This is a genomic window from Arcicella gelida (assembly GCF_034931025.1).
GTDB classification, from domain to species: Bacteria; Bacteroidota; Bacteroidia; order Cytophagales; family Spirosomataceae; genus Arcicella; species Arcicella gelida.
Genome location: NZ_JAYGIL010000042.1, coordinates 24,892 through 44,813, shown reverse-complemented (window position 1 = coordinate 44,813; position 19,922 = coordinate 24,892). Strand labels below are relative to the sequence as shown.

Here is a 19,922-nt window from a genome sequence, read left to right as displayed (position 1 = left end):
AAAGAACACAATAATCCACAAAAAGTAAACAAAAAAAAAAGAAGCGATTAAATAAAATCAAATTTTATCTAATCGCTTCTTAACCAAGTATTGAAACGTATCACTTTTTCAGTGACCTCCCCAACAGTGAATCCTTTTTATTAATTTTTCAAAAGAAATCTACACTTTCAACTCTTCAAAACTCTTGGCAGCTTCACGCTTTTTGATATATAAATCTACCCAATAAATTAAACCAATGGCTACTAACATCGAACCTATTACGGTATATCCCAACATGTCGTAATGTTCTAAAATACCATCTGGTCTTTGTACGACAATCAAACCCGCTACAAAAGATGCCACTCCACCCGAAATTTGTTGAATAGAAGAGTTGATACTCATAAAAGCACCTCTATCCTTCATTGAAGGAATCGCAGTCATTAAAGCTGATGATGAAATCATACGAGCAGAAATACCCGTAAAAAGTATCACATTCAGAATAATAATTACCCAAAGTGGCGTAATGCCTAATTGTGTATAAATTCCCACTAAAACCATACTGATGATTGAACCAATAAAAAAGGTATTGAATTTTCCCAATCTATCACTCAATTTCCCAATCATTGGTCCAAAAATAATCGAGAACACACCTGTTACTCCATACATAATTGGGAGTTCTTCTAATTTCAAACCAAGGTTATTTGTTCCATAAGCACTTCCGAAAGGCATCAGCATAAATCCACCCGTTGAAAGTAAAATTGTGCCAATAAAAGCTCTTAGATAATGTGGTTCAGAAATCGTTTTGGCAAGATGTTGAAAAGCATTTGAATCACTTTGTATTTTCAAGTGTTCGGTTACTGGTTTCATTTTAAGAAAAATAACAATACCACCCATAATACTCACGTCAACAATCATCCAGAAAGGTGCATGCCAATCAAAACTATTGGCTAATAAAAGCCCAATCGGTAAACCTAATACTTGGCTTGCAGCAAAAGCCATTTGCACAAAACCCATTACTCGGCCACGCACTTCTAATTTGAATAAGTCAGAAATAATGGCAAAACCTACCGAGCCAATTACTCCGCCAAAAATTCCTGTAAAGATTCTCGCAAATAATAGAAAGTGATAATCTGTAGCCATCGCACAAAGTGCTGTTCCAACAATAAAACCAACATAGAAAAACAACAAGAATTTCTTTCTATCAAATTTATCGGCAAAACCTGCCGCCATTAAACCCGAAGCACCAGCACTAAAAGCATAAGCAGAAACAACAAAGCCAAATTGTGAAGTAGTGATTTTTAAGGTCGGCATTAAAATGGCTCCTAGTGGCGACAATACCATAAAGTCTAGAATCACCGTAAACTGAATAAATGCCAAAATGGCAATCATAAAAACCTGATAAGGTGAAAAAACTTTTTCTGTTTGTTGTGTCATCTTGTATTTTCTTGAAAATTTATCGACAAATTTACAAAAATGTATCAATGTTAAAGGCTAAATAGCATTGTCTATTTATTAATCTCCTAATTCTAACCATTTCAATGCCTTATTAATATTATTTGAATATTATTTTGACGGAATTTATCCTCAAATTGCCGTAATCTTTCCATTGTAAATCAAAGCATTATCTTACATTTGTTTTAATAATAAACTTCAAAATTTAACTAAAATGAAAATAGCTAAGAAAATCCTGCTCTCTTTGTCAATCCTCATTGCTGTACTCTTACTTGTGGCATTATTCACTCAAAAAGACTATGTCGTTGAAAGAGAAATCTCTATCAATAAGCCTAAAAAAGAAGTATTTGAATACGTAAAGTATTTAAAAAACCAAAATGAATACAGCGTTTGGGCAAAAATGGATCCAGCCATGAAAAAAGAATTTACTGGTACTGATGCTACAGTAGGTTTTGTATCGGCTTGGGAAAGTGACAGTGCTGACGTTGGACAAGGTGAACAAGAAATTAAAAAAATTATAGATGGCGAAAGAATTGAAACAGAAATCAGATTTATTAAACCATTTGAATCGATAGCACCTTCATACATGACAACAGATTCTATTGGCGTTGGACAAACTAAAGTAAAATGGGCTTTTGAAGGACATACTCCTTACCCGATGAATTTGATGTTATTGTTTTTTGATATGGAAACGATGATTGGCGGAGATTTGGAAAAAGGCTTAGCAAACCTTAAGGTAATTCTTGAAAAATAATCTTTAATAACAAATAATCATGGCAACAATTACTCCTTATTTGGTCTTCAATGGTAACTGCGAAGAAGCTTTTAATTTTTACAAATCTGTTTTTGGCGTTGAGTTTTCATACATTGGACGCTTCAAAGATGCCCCTTCAGAAGAACCTCTGTCTGAAAGTGAAGGTGAAAAAATCATGCACGTTACTTTGCCTATTGGTGACAACCATGTTTTAATGGGAAGCGATACTTCTGAAGCACATGGCTTAGTAACTTTTGGTAGTAATTTTTCAATTTCAATCAATGCAGAATCTAAAGAAGAAGCTACTACTTTATTTGATGGACTTTCCGCTGGTGGACAAATAACGATGCCATTACAAGATACTTTTTGGGGTGCTTACTTCGGAATGTTTGTTGATAAATTTGGCATTCAATGGATGGTAAATCACGATACTGCTGAACAAGCTGTATAATTTTGATATTTTTCTGTTAAAAATGATATAACAAGAGCGGCTTCCGATTTCGGAAGCCGCTCTTGTTTGTTATGGAGAAAAGAATTTTTACTTTTTGTATTGCTCAATAATTCTAAAAATAGTTTTTTGAGTTTCCAAGCTTTTAAAGTACTCAAACATTAATTCATGCCCTTCATAACTTAATACCAAAGCTGTTTCTAAATACGTAAATGCTTCTTGAAATTTACCTGCTTTTATTAAATAGATTGAAGCACGATAATACAACTCAGCTTCTTCAGGCATAATATCAATCGCTGAAACCATTAGTTCTGCTGCTAGATTAAAATCACCTTGTTCGTGAATTATAGCCGACCACTTAATCCAAGCTTCAGGATTGATGGGTTCTAATTCAGCCGATTTTTGATAAGCCTCTATACCAGTGGCAATATTCCCTAAGTTTGTTTCGGCATCAGCCATTGCCAACCAATAATAAGCATTTTTATCATCAATACTCAAGGCTTTTTTGATGAAATGGATTGCTTCCATCCATCTTTTCATTTCGCAAAGACAAATTCCTACACCAAAATAGCCATCATCCCATTCAGGATCTAGTTGAATCGCATATTTATAATAATGAATAGCTTCTGAAAAGCGTTCTTGACGCTCAATACTTGCACCTAAACAACAATATACTTCTGGACTTATATCTTCGTGTTCAAGGCAATAACGATAGTTTTCTTCTGCTTTAGCCCAATTACTTAAATTCATGTATGAATTCCCTAAATTGAAATAAGCTGATGAGAATTTATCATTAATTGCAATTGCATACTCATAAGCATCAGCGGCTTCTTCAAACTTGGCTAGTTTTGAATATGCAATTCCGATATTGTACCAAGCATTTTCTGAAAAAGGGTCAGTATCAATAAATTGCTGATAATATGGAAGAGATTCTTCTAATTTACCAATCTCATCTAAACTGTTGGCTAATTCATAAAGTGCATTTTCATTTTTAATATTAGCTTCAATCGCTTGTTTAAAAGCGGCAACTGCATTGTGATGTTTACCCCAACTTTGATATGCCAAACCGATGTGAAAATAAACTTCATCACGTTCTTCGGCAATGTCCAGAATCTCAGTTAAGAGTTCAATCGCAGTTTGATAATCACCTTTCAGGTTATGAATGGTGCTTTTAAGGTAAATCGTATCGCTATCAGAAGGGTTAAAAATCTCTGCTTGTGTTACTATTTCTAAGGCTTCATCATGTTTTCCTTGATTAGCTAGTAACTCTGCTTTACAGAGCATTAATTCTAATGAATACGGGTATTGTTCAAGGGCAATGTCACAGGCTTGCATGGCATCTTCTATCTTGCCTTCTTCCATATAATGCTCTACGATTTGTTCGTAGGTATCGAGGTCGAAGAAAGAATTCTCCCTACGTTTGAGCATAGACTCAAAACGCCTCACTGAATGCAGTGTCTCTTCTTGGCGGTCTTCAAAATCTTGTTCCATCATTTTTGATTGCAGGGGGTGAGGTGATGTTTATCAGTGGCTGGAAAAAATATTTATCATTAGATAATGATAAAACATTTTATAGTTTGCCAAATTCTCTTATTGCTAAGATAATAAAAAAACTTTTAATTTACCAAAATCAGCCAGTAAGATTAGATGCTTTTTTGCATTTTTCTAAGAGGATTACTGCTTATTTGTGTACTTTATAGTTAAATTGTTACAGATTCTATTTAATGTTTCATCCAAGTCCTTGAATTTCAGTGCCAAAGATTTTTTTATTTTTTCGTTTGGATAATAGAAATGATGACTCGACGATAACACAGTTTCTTTGGTAATTAAAGGGGCATTGCCAGTTAAGTAACTTTTAAGTGCTTCTACACGCCAAATAATGGCTGTTAAAAATTTACTTATTAACTTCCTTGGTGGCTTTTTATTGAGTAATTGAGCTACTTTCTCGAAAAAATCTTTGAAAGAAATATGTCCGCTGTTTACAATAAACCTTTCACCAGAAATGTCTGAGGTCGTCAATTGAAAAATACTCTCAGCTACATCCTGAACATCTACGTAATTTAAAGTGCCTTGTGGGTAAAAACGATGTTCTTCATTAACATATTTGAATAGTTGCGTACTGCTTTTCGTCCAATCGGCTTCACCTAATATCAATGAAGGATTGACGATTACTGAGGCTAATCCTTCAGAAAACCCTCTCCAAATTTCCATTTCAGCTAAGTATTTCGATTTAGCATAATTTGAATTGAGTGGACTTTCTTCCCAAGTTGATTTTTCATCAATTGATATGATTGATTCAGCTTTTGCATCTACAGGAATTTTGCGTCCTAAAGCTGCCACAGAACTCACAAAGCAAATTTTCTTTACTCCGTTTGTCAAGCAACTATTCACAATATTAGCTGTGCCTTCAATGTTAGTTTTAAACATACTATCACGGTCTTTTGGGGCAAAAGAGACAATGGCAGCCGCATGAACGACCAAATCAATCTCTTTCATCAATTCATCCAAAAACATTACATCTAAAATATCACCTTCTTTCCAAGTGATTTTATTGGTAATATCTTTGACCAACGACAAGTCGCTTGTATTTCTTTTTAAGCCAATTACTTGATAGCCAGCTTCTAAGAAACGCTTAGCTACAAAACTACCCACCAAGCCAGTAATGCCGGTGATTAGGATATTTTTAGGTTCTTGAATCACAATAATTTTAACATAGAAACATTCACGTACATTTGCATTGACAAAGGTAAATCCAAATCATCAGAATCAATTATAAAGTGATAAAGAAAGCGTTTATAGATTTAGGTACAAATACTTTTCAGCTACTTATTGTGGCACAAGAAGGTAAGACTTACCAAAAAATACATGAAGATAGTTATGCCGCTAAAATAGGTTTAGGAGGAATTTCTTCTGGAATTATTACGCAAGAAGGGATTGAAAGAGCCGTAGTCGCTTTAAAATACTTTCAAGAAAAGCTAAGTGAAGAAGGCGTAATTCCTGAAAATATTTTTGCCACAGCAACAAGTGCTGTAAGAAATGCTAGCAATGGCGAAACTTTCTGTGAGGAAATTTTTAAACGAACAGGCATTTTAATTAAAGTAATTTCTGGAGAAGAAGAAGCAGGATTGATTTATGAAGGAGTGAAATTAGGAATGCCCATTGGAAATGATACTTCATTAATCATTGATATTGGTGGAGGTTCTGTTGAATTTATCATTTGTAATCAAGAAAGAATTTTTTGGAAACAAAGTTTTGAAATTGGAGGACAACGATTGATGGATAAATTCATGAATTCAGACCCAATTTCTCCTCATTCAGTTCAAGCCTTAAAACATTATTTAGAAGAACAATTATTGCCTTTAACCAACGCTGTGCATCAATATGCACCAATTTGTGTCATTGGTTCGGCTGGTTCTTTTGAAACTTTGATTGACCTTTACTTTATGAAAGCCTTCGGACAATTACCGCCTACAGAACAGGTTTCATTTGAATTGCCCATTGCCGAATTTTATGATTCATTCTTGAAAATTGTTTCCGGCAATCGTGAACAACGAATGGCTTTAGCTGGAATGATTGCACTTCGTGTAGATATGATTGTGGTTGGCGTTTGTTTGATTGATTTTGTTTTGAAGCGATACGACATTCGTCAAATAAAAGTATCAAACTTTGCGTTAAAGGAGGGTGTCCTGAGTAAGCAACTCTCATTGAATTGATTTTAAAGGTGAATTTTCTTGTTAAGATTTAGTCCAAAATACATTCACATAATGTTTTCATACTGAGATTTTTAAGTTTTTATAAGCTATTTAATCACTAAGAATTTTCAGATAAGGCATATCACAAAAATCATTTTTTTTCGTTAAACTTGTTAAAATTTAATTAATCTTCAACATTTTTTTTCAACGATTCAAGCCCAAATTTTAAACTTGACTCTTCGTAATCCGTAAAAAGCTATGCAGATTTTTCAAAGTATCCTATTACAAACGAATGTTATTTCCCCTGATTCTGTGGCTACATCTGTAGCAAATGGAGTAAGTAAAGCTGATCAAGAAATGAATATTTTGAATCTCTTAGAAAAAGGAGGTTGGGTAATGATTCCAATTTTTGTATTGTTTTTTATTGCCTTGTTTTTATTCTTAGAAAGATATTTTTATATCCGCAAAACAGCTAAACTTGATAATAATTTCCTTTTTTCTATTCGTGAAATGCTTTATGCAGGAAATGTACAAGGTGCTGTAGCATATTGCAAGAATGCACAATTTCCGATTGCTAGATTATTAGAAAAAGGACTAAACCGTTTGGGTTCACCTATTCGTGATATTGAAACTGCGATTGAAAATTCTGCAAGAGTAGAGATTTATAATATGGAAAAAAATCTTGGTTTTCTTTCTGCCATTGCTAAAATTGCTCCAATGTTTGGTTTCTTAGGTACAGTTTCAGGGATGATTCGTACTTTTCACAATATTTCAGTGGCGAATAAAATTGATATTAGTACGATTGCAAGTGGTATTTATGAGAAAATGGTTACTTCGGCTACAGGTTTGATGGTGGGTATTATTGCTTACTTTTTTTATACCATCTTAACTACGATGATTGACCGTGCCGTGAATAAAATGGAAATTACTGCCATCGACTTCTTGGATATTTTGCATAAACCAGCATCAACTAAATAATTTTTAATGGCTGATTGCTGAAATAAAGCATTCATTCTTCATTGTTGAAAAAATATGAATATAAGAAAACGTACTCGTGAACAATCGGAAGTTGAGACTGGTGCATTAGCGGATATACTCTTTTTCTTGATGATGTTCTTCTTGATGATTTCAACCTTGGCTAGTCCAGATGCTATAAAGTTGTTATTACCTGAATCATCAACTGCCCAACAAACGGCAACTAAAGAGAATATTAGATTAACCGTTGATGAAAACAATAATTACTTCGTTGATGATAACCTTGTTCCTTTTGAAGAACTAGAAGTATATCTTGGTGAAGAAGCTAAAAAGAAAGGTTCGGAAACTGTAATTCTGAGAATTGCGAAAGATAGAACTGTTCAAGATTTGACTAAAATCCATGATATTGTTGCTCGATTGAATTTAGGAATGGTTATGGCAACCGATAAATTGTAGTTGTAGAAAATAAATTGAAAGCTTGTCGATATGACCAACTAAGCAATGGATTACCTCATTATATCTTTTAAATCAATAGCCGTTTACGTATTCATCGTAGCGGCTATTCGTTTGTTTGGCAAAAAGGAATTATCTCAATTGTCTGTAATTGATTTAGTTTTTATTCTCTTAATTTCAAATGCTGTGCAGAATGCAATGGTTGGTGATAATACTTCTCTTTTCGGCGGTTTTGCTGCCGCTGGAGGTTTGTTTGTCATGAACTTTATCTTGAAAAAAGTAATGTTTCGTAATCAAGCCATTAGTAAAATCATTCAAGGAGAACCTTTGATGTTGGTATATCAAGGAAAAATTAAAGAGCAAGCTTTACAAAAATCTGGACTTTCTTTAGAAGAATTGAATGCTGCTATTCGTGAACACGGTGTTGAAAATATCGAAAAGGTTGATTTAGCAGTCTTGGAAGTGGACGGAAATATTAGTGTTTTGTCCAATAATTATGTACATAAAACATCTCAAAAAAGAAAAATACATAAAGCACTAACCAAAAAATGAGTGATTTAGAAATACTGTTTAATCACATTTTTTATAATGATGATTTTTTAAAAATCTTAGCATCTACGGTTGTAGGTGCTTTGATTGGTTTAGAACGTGAATATCGAAGTAAATCTGCGGGTTTGCGAACTTTTACGTTGATTTCAGTTGGTTGTACAATTTTTACGATTTTATCTGAAAAAATGGGAATAGCTGTCTCTCCAGATCGTATTGCTGCCAATGTGGTTACGGGAATTGGTTTTTTGGGTGCAGGAGTAATTTTTAGAACGGATGATAAAATAAAAGGGCTTACAACTGCTACAATTATTTGGGTAACGGCATCTTTAGGAATGGCAATTGGCGATGGGCATATTTTACTTTCTTTCCTCGGAACTAGCGTTGTCTATATTGTTTTAGGGCTTTTTGTCAAACTTGAAGTAATCATGGAAAGGTATGGTCGTACTCATAATTATCGAATTGTTTGTGAATATAGTCCTGATTGTTTTAAGAAATTAGAAACAATTTTTGAGCAGTGTAATTTAGTAGCCAAAAGAGAAAAGCAAATAATTAAAAACAATTTGTTAGTGAGTAGCTGGTCTATTCGTGGACGTTCTTCTAAACACGATAAATTAGTAAAGAAATTAATGGATGATACTTCGATTAAAGAATTAGAGTTTTAATATAAATTTTCGCTGGTGTTGGTCGCATCCAACACCAGCGAAGATAATTAAATCACTGCATCCAGAATCAGAACACCAATTAATCCCACCACAGCTACGATACTTTCCATCATCGACCAAGACTTAATGGTATTCTTGATACTGAGGTTAAAATACTCTTTAAACAACCAAAAACCTGGGTCATTTACATGCGAGAACATCAAACTTCCTACACCAATCGACAAAACCATCAAGTTCGGATTCACTCCTGATTGAGCCACCAATGGTGCCATAATTCCCGCTGTCGTTAGTCCAGCTACAGTTGCAGAACCCAGACAAACTCTGATAATAGCCGCTACTAACCAGCCTAAAATCAAAGGGTCTAATGGTAAAGTTTTTAGGATAATTGCAATCTCATTACTTACTCCACCATCCATTAGAATTTGTTTTAAAGCTCCAGCTCCGCCAATAATTAAAACAATCATCGATACATCTTTTACGGCTTCGGTATAAATCGACATGATGGTTTTCATAGAAGTACCCATCTTTATGCCCAAAGTAAAAGTTGCTACAAGTAAAGAAATCAACATTACAATAGAAGGATCTGCCACAAATACTCCAAATGATTTTAGCGATTCATTTTCTTTCAAAAATGTTGATAGTAACGTCGTAGATGCCAATAAAATTACGGGTAAAAGTGAAGTGAAAAAGCTATTAAAAGTACTTGGTAATTGTTCTACGGGAAGTGTTTTACTTTGGAATGTTTCCAAAGGTTTTGAAGGAATGTTTTTGAGTGTCAAAGAAAAAAAAGGTCCAGCGATAACGATTGTAGGAATGGCGATAATGATACCATAAACCAAAGTAAGCCCCATATCTGCATTAAACTGAGCAACCAAAGCCGCAGGAGAAGGGTGAGGAGGTAAAAATCCGTGAGCAACTGATAATGATGCTAACATAGGCAAACCAATGTAAACCGCAGGTAATTTATATTGATTAACTACAGAAAATATCAGCGGAATCATCAAAACAAAACCTACATTGTAGAAAAGAGGAATACCAATGATAAAACCGGTACAAACTAAGCCCCATTGAATGTATTTTTCTCCGAAAATCTTCATCATTACTGAAGCGATTTTCTGAGCTGCACCGCTTTCTGCAACAATTTTCCCAAGCATCGCACCCAAAGCAATAACGATTACCAAAGAACCTAGCATATCTCCAACGCCTTTTTGCAAAGATTTTCCAATACTGCTTAAAGGAATACCTGTTGTGATACCAGCAACAATAGAAACGATAAGGAAAGCTATAAAGGGATTAAGTTTTCCCCAAGTAATAAGCAGGACTAAAAGTCCAATACACAATAAAATAATAAATAACGTCATAGTTTGTATTAATTGGATAAGATAAAAATATGATAAACCTAAACATTTGGTCTGTATGATTTATCCTTTTTTGAAATAATTTTAATAAAATCAGGCTTAGATATTTCCATCAATTCTTTTACAAGAGAACAAGGTATAATCACAAGACCGATTTTATAGGAAATGCCTTATGGTTACTCAATAAAATCTGATTCAAAGCCATAAGAAGATTTAGTGAAATCTTTACTTGTCTATAATTAAGACTTATTGATTAAAAAATAAGAATAAAGGAAGATATTGCTAATATAAATATAATTATGAGACAAAAAAAGAGCTAAATGTAGCTACAACCTCTCATCAATCAGGCAATTATTGCTTAAATTACTTGACATTTAAAGAAGTAAGTTTTATCTTTGCACCTCTATTACAAAAAAAGATTTTAAACAAACAAAATAATATGCTGATTATCAATATTAAAGAAAACGAGTCAATCGACAAAGCGTTAAAAAGATTCAAGAAAAAATTTGAAAAAACTGGCGTTGTAAAGCAACTTCGTAAACGTGCGGCATTTGAGAAACCATCAATTGGCCGTCGTACTGAAATCATTCGTGCGTCATACAAACAAAGAATGTACGGTAACGAAGAAGCATAGTTCATAGATTGATTTATTTTTAAATAACAGAAGTATTTTGTTATCAATTTAATCGTGAATTAAGCCGATAACCGTCAGCATCATAAAAAACGTCTGAATAAACATAGTTTGTTCAGACGTTTTTGTTTTTAGTAGCTTTGTTGTAAATTATGAATGATAAGTATCTCAATTTTGTAAACTCCCAAGAATTAAATGCCAGAAATTATCGATTTTTTCATCAAATATATTCAATTTGAAAAGCGAAGTAGCGAACATACTGTAACGGCTTATCGTTCTGATATGAAGCAGTTTACGGAGTATTTGGTGAAATCTTACGAATTTGAACATCCACAATTGGCAGATTTTCAGATGATTCGTTCATGGATTGTTTCTTTGGCTGAAGCAAAAGTAGAAAATCGTTCAATCAATCGTAAAATTGCGACACTCAGAACTTTCTATAAGTTTTTACTCAGGAAAAAAATCATTGAAAAAGACCCAATGTTTAAGGTTTCTGCTATGAAAACCCAGAAAACCATTCCTTCTTTTGTGCGTGAAACGGAATTAGATACTTTGCTGGATGATGTGGAATTTACACAAGATTTTATGGGAGTACGTGATAAATTGGTTTTAGAATTGCTCTATGGCACAGGAATGCGTCTTTCTGAAATGATTGAATTGAAAGAAAGTGATATTGATTTTTACAGTAGAACGCTTACTGTTTTAGGGAAGCGAAATAAACAAAGAATTATTCCAATCAATCAGCAGTTGGTTAATTTGATTCAGGCATATCAATCTTATAAAAATGCTGAAAATTTAGGAAATGAATATTTGATTATTACGGATAAAGGAGAGAAAAGTTATCCAGTTTTAATCCAAAGAATTACCAAAAAATACTTGTCTTTAGTCACCACATTGTCGAAAAAATCACCTCATATTTTACGACATTCTTATGCTACGCATTTGTTAAATAATGGTGCAGATTTGAATGCCATTAAAGATTTATTGGGACATGCGTCGCTTTCAGCAACACAAGTTTATACGCATAATTCAATGGAAAAGATTAAGAAAATTTACGAACAAGCACATCCAAAGGCATAAATTAAAAAGAGCTTGACAATTTTATTTTGTCAAGCTCTTTTTCTAATACTTACTTATAATCTTCTTCGTCATCATCAAATTTGAACTTATCTAAATCGAAAAGTGAATCAGTTAAGTCTTTAAATTGAAGTCCTTTTTCAAGGTTCTTTTTAGAAATGATTGAGAATTCTGATAAACCGTGCAAGACAAATTCCATCATAAATAACTTTTCTCTTCCTTGAATGGCTGGATACACTTTTTCGATTAAATCATCTAAGCCTTCAATTGTTCTTAAACGAGCAGAGTACTCATTATCAGAACAATCATTTAAAATATCCATGATGTTACCATCCATAAACCAGTCAATAATGGGTTTATAAGGATTTTTCCCTGCTTTATCTTTAGCCGCTTTCTTTATTTTTTCTGGATCTGGGAAAAAATTCAAGAATTGAGCTCTGATAGCTTTTCCAACCAAATTCTGAGCAACAATTACCGGCCCTTCTACTTCGCCTTCGTAAACCAATTCTACTTTGCCACAAACGGCTGGAATAACGCCAATTAAATCGGCAACACGCACATAAGTTTTGTCTTCACCATTGATTAAGGCTCTTCGTTCAGCAGATGAAATCAAATTTTCATAAGCAGAAATCGTCATACGTGCCGAAACACCTGATTTAGCATCAACAAATTCAGAAGAACGAGCTTCAATCGCAATTTGCTCAATCAAATCGTCCATGATGTGATTAGTCGTTACTAATTCTTCTTGTTCGCCTTTGAGTTTCGCTTCTTGTAAAGTAATCTTTTTACCGATTTCTAAAGTTTTTGGATAGTGCGTTACAATCTGCGAATCAATACGGTCTTTCAATGGCGTTACGATTGAACCACGATTGGTATAATCTTCTGGATTGGCAGTAAAAACGAATTGCAAATCCAAAGGCAAACGAATTTTGAAACCACGAATTTGAATGTCACCTTCTTGTAAAATGTTAAACAAAGAAACCTGAATACGTGCTTGTAAATCGGGCAATTCGTTAATCACAAAAATACAGCGATGCGAGCGTGGAATCAATCCAAAATGCACTACTCTTTCATCTGAATAAGGCAAACGAAGTGTAGCTGCTTTGATTGGGTCGGCATCTCCAATTAAATCGGCTACAGAAACATCTGGCGTTGCTAATTTCTCTGTATAACGGTCGTTTCGGTGCATCCAAGTAACAGGTGTTAAATCGCCATGTTCTTCGATTAAATCTTTCGCAAAACGAGAGAGTGGTTGCATTGGGTCATCATTCAGTTCAGAACCTTTTACCACAGGAATATATTCGTCTAATAAATTCACCATTAAACGAGCAATACGAGTTTTGGCTTGTCCTCGTAAACCCAACAGATTGATATGGTGTTGAGAAAGTATTGCTCTTTCAATATCAGGAATTACGGTGTCTTCATAGCCCCAAATTCCTTCAAAAACGTTTTCTTTGTTTTTAATTTTTACAATTAAATTATCTCTTAATTCATCTTTTATTGACTTTGGTTGATAGCCAGAAGCTTTTAATTGACCAAGTGTGTGAATGTTTAAAATTGCTGTTGAATCGATGGTTTTGTATGACATTATGCTATTTTATCTTATGAAAAATGAGATTTATTTTAAGTGAGAAAGATTCTTTTTGTTCAAGCTTGCTGAACCATAACTTCGGTTTGCAATGAAACCCAGAACATCTCTATTTTGTATATTTTGCCCTTTCATTTTTAACCTGAGTACTTCTGAATATGCTTCTGCATAATTTTCATCATCATAAGATTTTGCTACAAACAAATCTCTTGAAAATGGTTCGCCTTGGGCTCTGTAGGGTGAAATTTTAGCCTTTGCTTCGTGGTCAATACACTGTAAGTAGGCTTCGTGCTTTTCAGCGGCTATATAAATGGGTTTTAAATTCATGATTTCTGAAATTTTTGGGGTTTAAAGATGTGGATTATAAATTAAAGTATTGGATGTTAGAGCCTTAAACTCAACATTCATCACTAATAATTCATAACTCTTATTTACCTCACACCTTTCTTTCTATTTTTTTCATAATCTTCAAAAATAAACTCGCCGAGTCCTTTTAAAGATGAATAATATGCCCGCCCATTATTTATCTTGGTGAATTCTTGAACGAATTCTTTTAAGTATTGGTCACGAGCAATCATAAAAGTTGTTACTGGAATTTTTAAACGACGGCATTGTGCCGCCAAGGTTAACGTTTTGTTTAATATTTTTTTATCTAAACCAAATGAATTTTTATAATAACGAATTCCTTCTTTTAAACAAGTAGGTTTGCCGTCGGTTATCATAAAAATCTGTTTGTTTTTATTCTTTCTTCTTCTCAACAAATCCATAGCGAGTTCTAAACCAGCTACAGTATTGGTATGATATGGACCAACTTCTAAATATGGTAAATCTCTTACCTGTATTTGCCAAGCATCGTTTCCAAAAACAATCACATCTAAAGTATCTTTTGGGTACTTGGTCATGATTAATTCTGCCATTGCCATCGCAACTTTTTTAGCAGGAGTAATTCTGTCTTCGCCATACAAAATCATAGAATGTGAAATATCAATCATCAAAACAGTTGAAGTTTGTGCTTTATATTCTTTATCAACGATTTCTAAATCGTTTTCAGTAAGCATAAAACTTTCAACGCCATTGTTAATTTGGGCATTTCTGATGGATTCCGTCATCGCAATTTGATCCATTGCGTCGCCAAATTGAAACTCTCTTCTATCTGTATTATTTTCATCGCCTGTTCCTTGATAAGGCGTTCTATGATTTCCGTTTGAACCTGTTTTCTTTAACTTACCGAAAATCTCATCCAAAGATTGCTTTCTAATACTTTGTTCGCCTTTTGAAGTAAGTATTTGTTCTTGCTCGCCTTCTTCGTTTTTTTCCTCTTTAATATAGCCTTTGACTTTTAAGTCTTCGATGAAGTCAGCGATTCCGTAAGATTCGTCAGTAAGATTATATTGTTTGTCTAAAGATGTTAACCATGTTAAAGCTTCGGAAACATTCCCTGCTGTCATGGTTACTAATTGATTAAAAATATCTAAAAGCTGGTCGAATTTGGCTTTTTTGCCGTCTTCGGTTTCCTGTGGAATATATTCTGAAAAACGATAGCCAAGCATATTTGATTTTGGATTGATGAGTATTATTTTGCGATTTTTTTCGCATAGTATAAATATAAAACAAAAAGTTTGTTGAATGGGTTTAAATCTGAACGATATTTAATCAAAACATAGCAAAAAATCCATACAATTAGCTTTCACTAAAAGTATGGATTTCAAGAAAAATATTTAGAGACTCAGTAAAATTATAGGGTATTTGGCTTGTAAACCTTGATTACGCCATCGTTTTCGCTACTTACAACCAACAAACTTTTTTGTGTTGGACTATTTTTAGCAGGAATAAATAAAACACCTTCTGGTGCATCACCACATTTTAAAATTTGTAAGAAAACAGGATTTGTTGGGATTGTTACATCATAAACAGCTACAGCATCCACTCTTTCCATTCCTACAAATGCTACTTTTTTATTGCCAACAGTACCAATTGTGATGCCTTCTGGTTCAATAGATTTATCGTCACTTCTTGTATCATCATATAAATTTGCAGCAATCACTTTAGTATCTAACTCATTTTTGCTGTCAAACACCAAAGCGCCATCGTTTCCATTCCAAACACTGAAAGAACGTGCGCCTAAAGAATAAAGAAAATCATAATCTCCATCTCCATCAGTATCTCCTAAAGTTGTGGTTACGTTCAATCTTCCAGCTTTTGTTGCTTGAATAAAACTTGCATCTGGAAAAGCAGTTGGGTCTAATTTCATGGCACTTACTCTTTTAATTTCAGCAAAGGCATCATACTCTCTGGCATCACCTTCGTTAGCAGTAAATAAGTAAGGAATTCCAGCATGTTGTATAAAAGCAATGGCATCTGGTTGATACATTCCTTTTACTTTCCATTTGCCTAATGCAACGGCGTTATCTCTGTCGCTAATATCAACTGTATTACCGTCAACATCATAATCTTTGAAACCGAGTGGTAGGATAGCAGTAATCGTTTTTGTTTCAAGATTTAATTTTGCAATGGCGTTGTTTTCTTGTAGAGTAACCCAAGCAGTTTTTGAATCGTCAGAAACCGCAATATATTCAGGTTCAATATCTTTGGCAAAAGTGGTATTTAATCCAAAAATTCTTAATCCTTTTGCCATTAAAGCCGTTTGTTGGCTTGCAAAGCCAGCGAAATCAATCGTTGTTACGGCATAATTATTATTAACTGCAATGATAGAAATTGAACCTACAGGGTCATTTGTGTAAGTTGCATTGGGTTCACCTTCGTTGGCGGTAAGAATTAAATTACCATCTGGAGAATAAGTAATCATATCTGGCAAAGCTCCAACAGTAATTACTTTTTCTTCTTTGTAATCTGAAGTATTGAATACCGCAACTTTACCATTTGCTTGTTTATCTGAAGCTTCGATGGCTGCTGCTACTTTACCATTTGAAACGGCAACGCTATTTACTGCTCCACCATAAGGAGTCATGCTAATCGAACCAATTACTTTCATATTGGTTGGGTCTGCAAAATCAATGACATCAATTTTGTTGACCGTTCCATTATTTACTACAAATAAACGTTTTGTTTGTGGATCGTAAGCCGAAATCTCGGCTGCACCAACATCACCAATATCGATACTTCCGATTTCTGCAAATGTTGCAGCATCTTCATTCACGAAAAATTCTTCTTCGTTTTTATCGCAACTCAACAATAGGGATGTTAGTAAGAGGGAAAGGGAGAGTAATGTTTTTTTCATTTCTTTTTTTTCTGCAAAACTATGTTCGATAAAAAAGAAGTTTGTTAACAGAGGGTTAATTCTGGGTTAATTTATCTCGCTAAAACCAACATGTAGATAGGAAATACTTCCTTAATGATGATAAAATAGGAATATCTAAACAAGATAATCTTTTGATTTTTAGATATTTATTGACTGTTGTTTAAATCCAGTCTAAATAAAATTACGTATTTGTTTGTATTTAGTCTAAATAGCTAATAATTTTGTGTCGCTAAACAATCAATTAAGTAAAGCGATAAAATGATAATCAAAGGATTTTAAAATATTAGGATATTGAATTACCTCTAAACCAACCCTTATTAATCAATTTTCATTAATGACTTAGATATTACATAAATAGAAGTCAGTATAGTGCAATTAAAAATATTCCACATTTTTTTTGACCAATTGCTTAGAATTAGTCCAAATAAAACAATAAAATGAAAAAATCTATTCAAAATTTCTACTTAGTAATTATTTTAATGATTAGTGGGAATGTAGCTGCTTTTGCTCAAACTGGAAGTATTAAAGGTAAAGTAACTGATAAAAGTGGTGATGCTATTCAATTTGTAAATATTAGTATCAAGGATTCAAAGCAAGGAACAATCTCAAATGAAGATGGAGAGTTTTTGCTTAAAAATGTTAAAACAGGCGAAGCAACACTTGTTATGCAATTTGTAGGTTTGAAAACCTTAGAAAGTAAAGTAAATGTTAAAGCTGGTGCTGTAAGTGAAGTTAATTTTTCTTTAGAAGAAGGTTCAAACGAATTATCAGAAGTAACTGTAATGGGTGTACAGTCTGCTAATGAGAAAACAGTAAGTATTGGTAAAATTGACATTAAACCAATGGATTTGCCACAAGCTGTTGCCACAATTGACAGAACAGTGTTGGAACGCCAACAAGTATTACGTTTAAGTGATGCCCTGATGAATGCAAACGGTGTGTATATCATGGGTAGTACGGGTGGTTATCAGGAAGAAATTGCTGGTCGTGGTTTTGCTTTTGGTAGTTCAAATACTTTTAAAAATGGTGCTAGATATTTCAATGGAACTTTACCAGAAATGTCTTCTATCGAAAAAGTAGAAATTATGAAAGGAAGTACTGCTATCTTATTCGGAAACGTTGCAGCAGGTGGTATTTTAAATTTGGTCACCAAAAAGCCAAAATTTGAATCAGGTGGTTCGGTTTCAATGCGTTTGGGTTCATATAATTTTTATAAGCCTACTGTTGACTTGTACGGTTCTGTACTCGGAAGTAAAAAAGTAGCGTATCGTATCAATGGTACTTATGAAAATGGCGAAAGTTTCCGTGAAAATGTGAATTCTGAAAGAGTGTATGTGAACCCTTCTTTATTATTCAAATTGAGTGATAAAACAGAAATCATTTTGGAAGGCGATTATATGAAAGACCGTAGAACAGCTGACTTTGGAGTTGGGGCTATCAATTATGTAATCACAAACTTACCTCGTGAAAAATTCCTTGGCGTAAAATGGTCATACTTTGATATCAAACAACAAACCGCCAATGTTACAATAAATCACCAAATCAGTAATAATTGGAAAATATCTGGAACAGCTGCTTATAGAGCTTACCAAAGTGAATTATTTGCTACAACTCGTCCAACAACGATTGCTGCCGATGGTAGATTAGTGAGAAGTATCCAACGTTCGGAAGTAGATGAAAAATACTTGATGGGGCAAGTTGATTTAACAGGTCAGTTTAAAACTGGAAAAATCGGACATAATGTGTTGATTGGTACTGATGTTGATAGTTACGATACTAAAACTACTTCATTTACTGCGGCTGTTTATGATACAATCAATGTTTTCAATTCAGAAATTATTGACAAACGTAGCGATAGACCAAACTTGGCAGTGAATACAATCACTACTGCACCCGTAAATCGTGTAGGTGTTTATGCACAAGATTTAGTAAGTATTTCTGATAAATTCAAATTCTTAGCTGGTTTGCGTTACAGTTACCAAGAAACAAAAAGTTCGGTATTAACAGTAAGAACGAATGCAACTACTGAGTCTTCTGCTTATGATGATGCACTTTCTCCACGTTTAGGTTTAGTGTATCAACCAAATAAGAAAATGGCATTCTTCAGTAGTTATTCAAATTCATTTACGTTGAATACTGGTGTTGATATTTACGGAACAGCTTTGAAACCATCATTGATTGACCAAGTAGAATTGGGGATGAAAAATGAATTATTCAATGGTTTAGTATCGGCAAACGTTACAGTTTACCAAATCAAGAACAGTAATTTGGCTCAAACAGCATTAGTTGATAAAGACGGAAAAGCCAACAGTAATACAAACATCAAAGAATTAGCTGGCGAAGTAACAAGCCAAGGTGTTGAAGTTGACTTGAAAAGTAAACCTTTCTTAGGGTTCTCATTATTAGCAGGTTATAGCTACAACGAAACAAAATATACTGCAAGTAACATTTATATTGTTGGAAGTTTGTTGAGATATAATCCAAATCACACAGCGAACGCAAGTATCTACTATACTTTCTCTGACACAAAATTAAAAGGCTTGAATCTTGGTTTAACTGCCATGTATTTTGGCGAAAGAGTTGCTGGTCGCTCAACAAGATTAACTGTTGCTAACGATGCTTTCAAATTGATTCCTGTAAATGCTTACACGCAAATTGATGCAAGTATCGGATACAATTTTAGAAAGTATTCATTGAGAGGAAAAGTATCAAATATTTTGAACGAAATGAGCTACAATGTTCATGACGATAACTCAGTAAATCCTATCGCACCAAGAATGGTTTCTCTTACTGTTGCGTATAAATGGTAGTACGTAAAAAGTAAAGGTTTATTAGAAAAGCTTCGCATTTGATGTGAAGCTTTTTCTTTTATGTAGATTAGAAAACGTGTAAAATTACTTAAAAACTTGCTTTATAGATTGAAAATAAGCGATGTGACAAGTTTATAATATTGGTAGTGTTCCAATAAAATTATAATTGTTGAGGAGGATTGTTTGTAGTATTTTGGGTTGAGGGGATGAAATTGGTATCTTTGCTTTTGAGAAA

At 33.7% G+C, this 19,922-nt stretch carries 18 protein-coding genes; 10 read left to right on the top strand and 8 right to left on the bottom strand.

Annotated elements, in window-relative coordinates; genetic code table 11:
- Positions 1 to 159: 159 nt before the first annotated feature.
- Positions 160 to 1,413, bottom strand: a complete 1,254-nt coding sequence (locus VB776_RS22575; RefSeq protein WP_323699137.1) for an MFS transporter — start codon at positions 1,411 to 1,413, stop codon at positions 160 to 162.
- A gap of 232 nt (positions 1,414 to 1,645) precedes the next feature.
- On the opposite strand from VB776_RS22575, the gene VB776_RS22570 reads away from it, so the two are divergent.
- Entirely contained in the window at positions 1,646 to 2,185 is a 540-nt protein-coding gene (locus VB776_RS22570) for an SRPBCC family protein (protein ID WP_323699136.1), read from the top strand.
- 19 nt (positions 2,186 to 2,204) lie between these two features.
- Positions 2,205 to 2,636: a VOC family protein gene (locus tag VB776_RS22565; protein WP_323699135.1), complete on the top strand. Its 432-nt coding sequence runs from the start codon at positions 2,205 to 2,207 to the stop codon at positions 2,634 to 2,636.
- A gap of 87 nt (positions 2,637 to 2,723) precedes the next feature.
- On the opposite strand, the gene VB776_RS22560 is transcribed toward VB776_RS22565, so the two are convergent.
- On the bottom strand, positions 2,724 to 4,127 hold the full coding sequence (locus tag VB776_RS22560) for a tetratricopeptide repeat protein (RefSeq protein WP_323699134.1): 1,404 nt from the start codon (positions 4,125 to 4,127) through the stop codon (positions 2,724 to 2,726).
- Positions 4,128 to 4,307: 180 nt separating this feature from the next.
- Positions 4,308 to 5,333 (bottom strand): SDR family NAD(P)-dependent oxidoreductase, encoded by a 1,026-nt coding sequence (locus VB776_RS22555; RefSeq protein WP_323699133.1) that lies wholly within the window; start codon positions 5,331 to 5,333, stop codon positions 4,308 to 4,310.
- Between the two features lie 77 nt (positions 5,334 to 5,410).
- Between VB776_RS22555 and VB776_RS22550 the strand changes: the two genes are divergently transcribed.
- The 5 genes from VB776_RS22550 (at position 5,411) to VB776_RS22530 (ending at position 8,964) form a co-directional block, all read left to right on the top strand.
- A complete protein-coding gene (locus VB776_RS22550; protein WP_323699132.1) occupies positions 5,411 to 6,346 on the top strand; it encodes a Ppx/GppA phosphatase family protein in 936 nt (311 codons plus the stop codon).
- A 237-nt stretch (positions 6,347 to 6,583) separates the two neighbouring features.
- Positions 6,584 to 7,303: a MotA/TolQ/ExbB proton channel family protein gene (locus VB776_RS22545; protein WP_323699131.1), complete on the top strand. Its 720-nt coding sequence runs from the start codon at positions 6,584 to 6,586 to the stop codon at positions 7,301 to 7,303.
- 54 nt (positions 7,304 to 7,357) lie between these two features.
- On the top strand, positions 7,358 to 7,756 hold the full coding sequence (locus tag VB776_RS22540; RefSeq protein WP_323699130.1) for an ExbD/TolR family protein: 399 nt from the start codon (positions 7,358 to 7,360) through the stop codon (positions 7,754 to 7,756).
- Positions 7,757 to 7,801: 45 nt separating this feature from the next.
- Positions 7,802 to 8,305: a DUF421 domain-containing protein gene (locus tag VB776_RS22535; RefSeq protein ID WP_323699129.1), complete on the top strand. Its 504-nt coding sequence runs from the start codon at positions 7,802 to 7,804 to the stop codon at positions 8,303 to 8,305.
- The gene (locus tag VB776_RS22530; RefSeq protein WP_323699128.1) at positions 8,302 to 8,964 is read left to right on the top strand and encodes an MgtC/SapB family protein; all 663 of its coding nucleotides are present in this window, start codon (positions 8,302 to 8,304) and stop codon (positions 8,962 to 8,964) included. Before VB776_RS22535 ends, VB776_RS22530 begins: the two co-directional genes overlap by 4 nt.
- A gap of 47 nt (positions 8,965 to 9,011) precedes the next feature.
- Here the strand turns inward: VB776_RS22530 and VB776_RS22525 are convergent, their stop codons facing one another.
- Positions 9,012 to 10,325 (bottom strand): gluconate:H+ symporter, encoded by a 1,314-nt coding sequence (locus tag VB776_RS22525; protein ID WP_323699127.1) that lies wholly within the window; start codon positions 10,323 to 10,325, stop codon positions 9,012 to 9,014.
- 436 nt (positions 10,326 to 10,761) lie between these two features.
- Between VB776_RS22525 and rpsU the strand changes: the two genes are divergently transcribed.
- Complete coding sequence (gene rpsU, locus VB776_RS22520; protein ID WP_184131554.1) at positions 10,762 to 10,956, top strand: 30S ribosomal protein S21; 195 nt, start codon at positions 10,762 to 10,764, stop codon at positions 10,954 to 10,956.
- Positions 10,957 to 11,148: 192 nt separating this feature from the next.
- On the top strand, positions 11,149 to 12,033 hold the full coding sequence (locus VB776_RS22515; RefSeq protein ID WP_323689058.1) for a tyrosine-type recombinase/integrase: 885 nt from the start codon (positions 11,149 to 11,151) through the stop codon (positions 12,031 to 12,033).
- 49 nt (positions 12,034 to 12,082) lie between these two features.
- Here VB776_RS22515 and VB776_RS22510 read toward each other — a convergent pair whose 3' ends face one another.
- From VB776_RS22510 to VB776_RS22495, 4 genes are all read right to left on the bottom strand, one after another.
- A complete protein-coding gene (locus VB776_RS22510) occupies positions 12,083 to 13,618 on the bottom strand; it encodes a P-loop NTPase family protein (RefSeq protein WP_323699126.1) in 1,536 nt (511 codons plus the stop codon).
- Between the two features lie 30 nt (positions 13,619 to 13,648).
- On the bottom strand, positions 13,649 to 13,945 hold the full coding sequence (locus tag VB776_RS22505) for a hypothetical protein (protein ID WP_323689060.1): 297 nt from the start codon (positions 13,943 to 13,945) through the stop codon (positions 13,649 to 13,651).
- Positions 13,946 to 14,049: 104 nt separating this feature from the next.
- A complete protein-coding gene (locus VB776_RS22500; RefSeq protein WP_323699125.1) occupies positions 14,050 to 15,168 on the bottom strand; it encodes a vWA domain-containing protein in 1,119 nt (372 codons plus the stop codon).
- Positions 15,169 to 15,353: 185 nt separating this feature from the next.
- Positions 15,354 to 16,856 carry a choice-of-anchor I family protein gene (locus tag VB776_RS22495; RefSeq protein WP_323699124.1) on the bottom strand — a complete coding sequence of 501 codons (1,503 nt, stop codon included), beginning with the start codon at positions 16,854 to 16,856 and terminating at the stop codon, positions 15,354 to 15,356.
- A gap of 458 nt (positions 16,857 to 17,314) precedes the next feature.
- Between VB776_RS22495 and VB776_RS22490 the strand changes: the two genes are divergently transcribed.
- Positions 17,315 to 19,687 carry a TonB-dependent receptor gene (locus VB776_RS22490; RefSeq protein WP_323699123.1) on the top strand — a complete coding sequence of 791 codons (2,373 nt, stop codon included), beginning with the start codon at positions 17,315 to 17,317 and terminating at the stop codon, positions 19,685 to 19,687.
- The last annotated feature ends 235 nt before the right edge of the window (positions 19,688 to 19,922 follow it).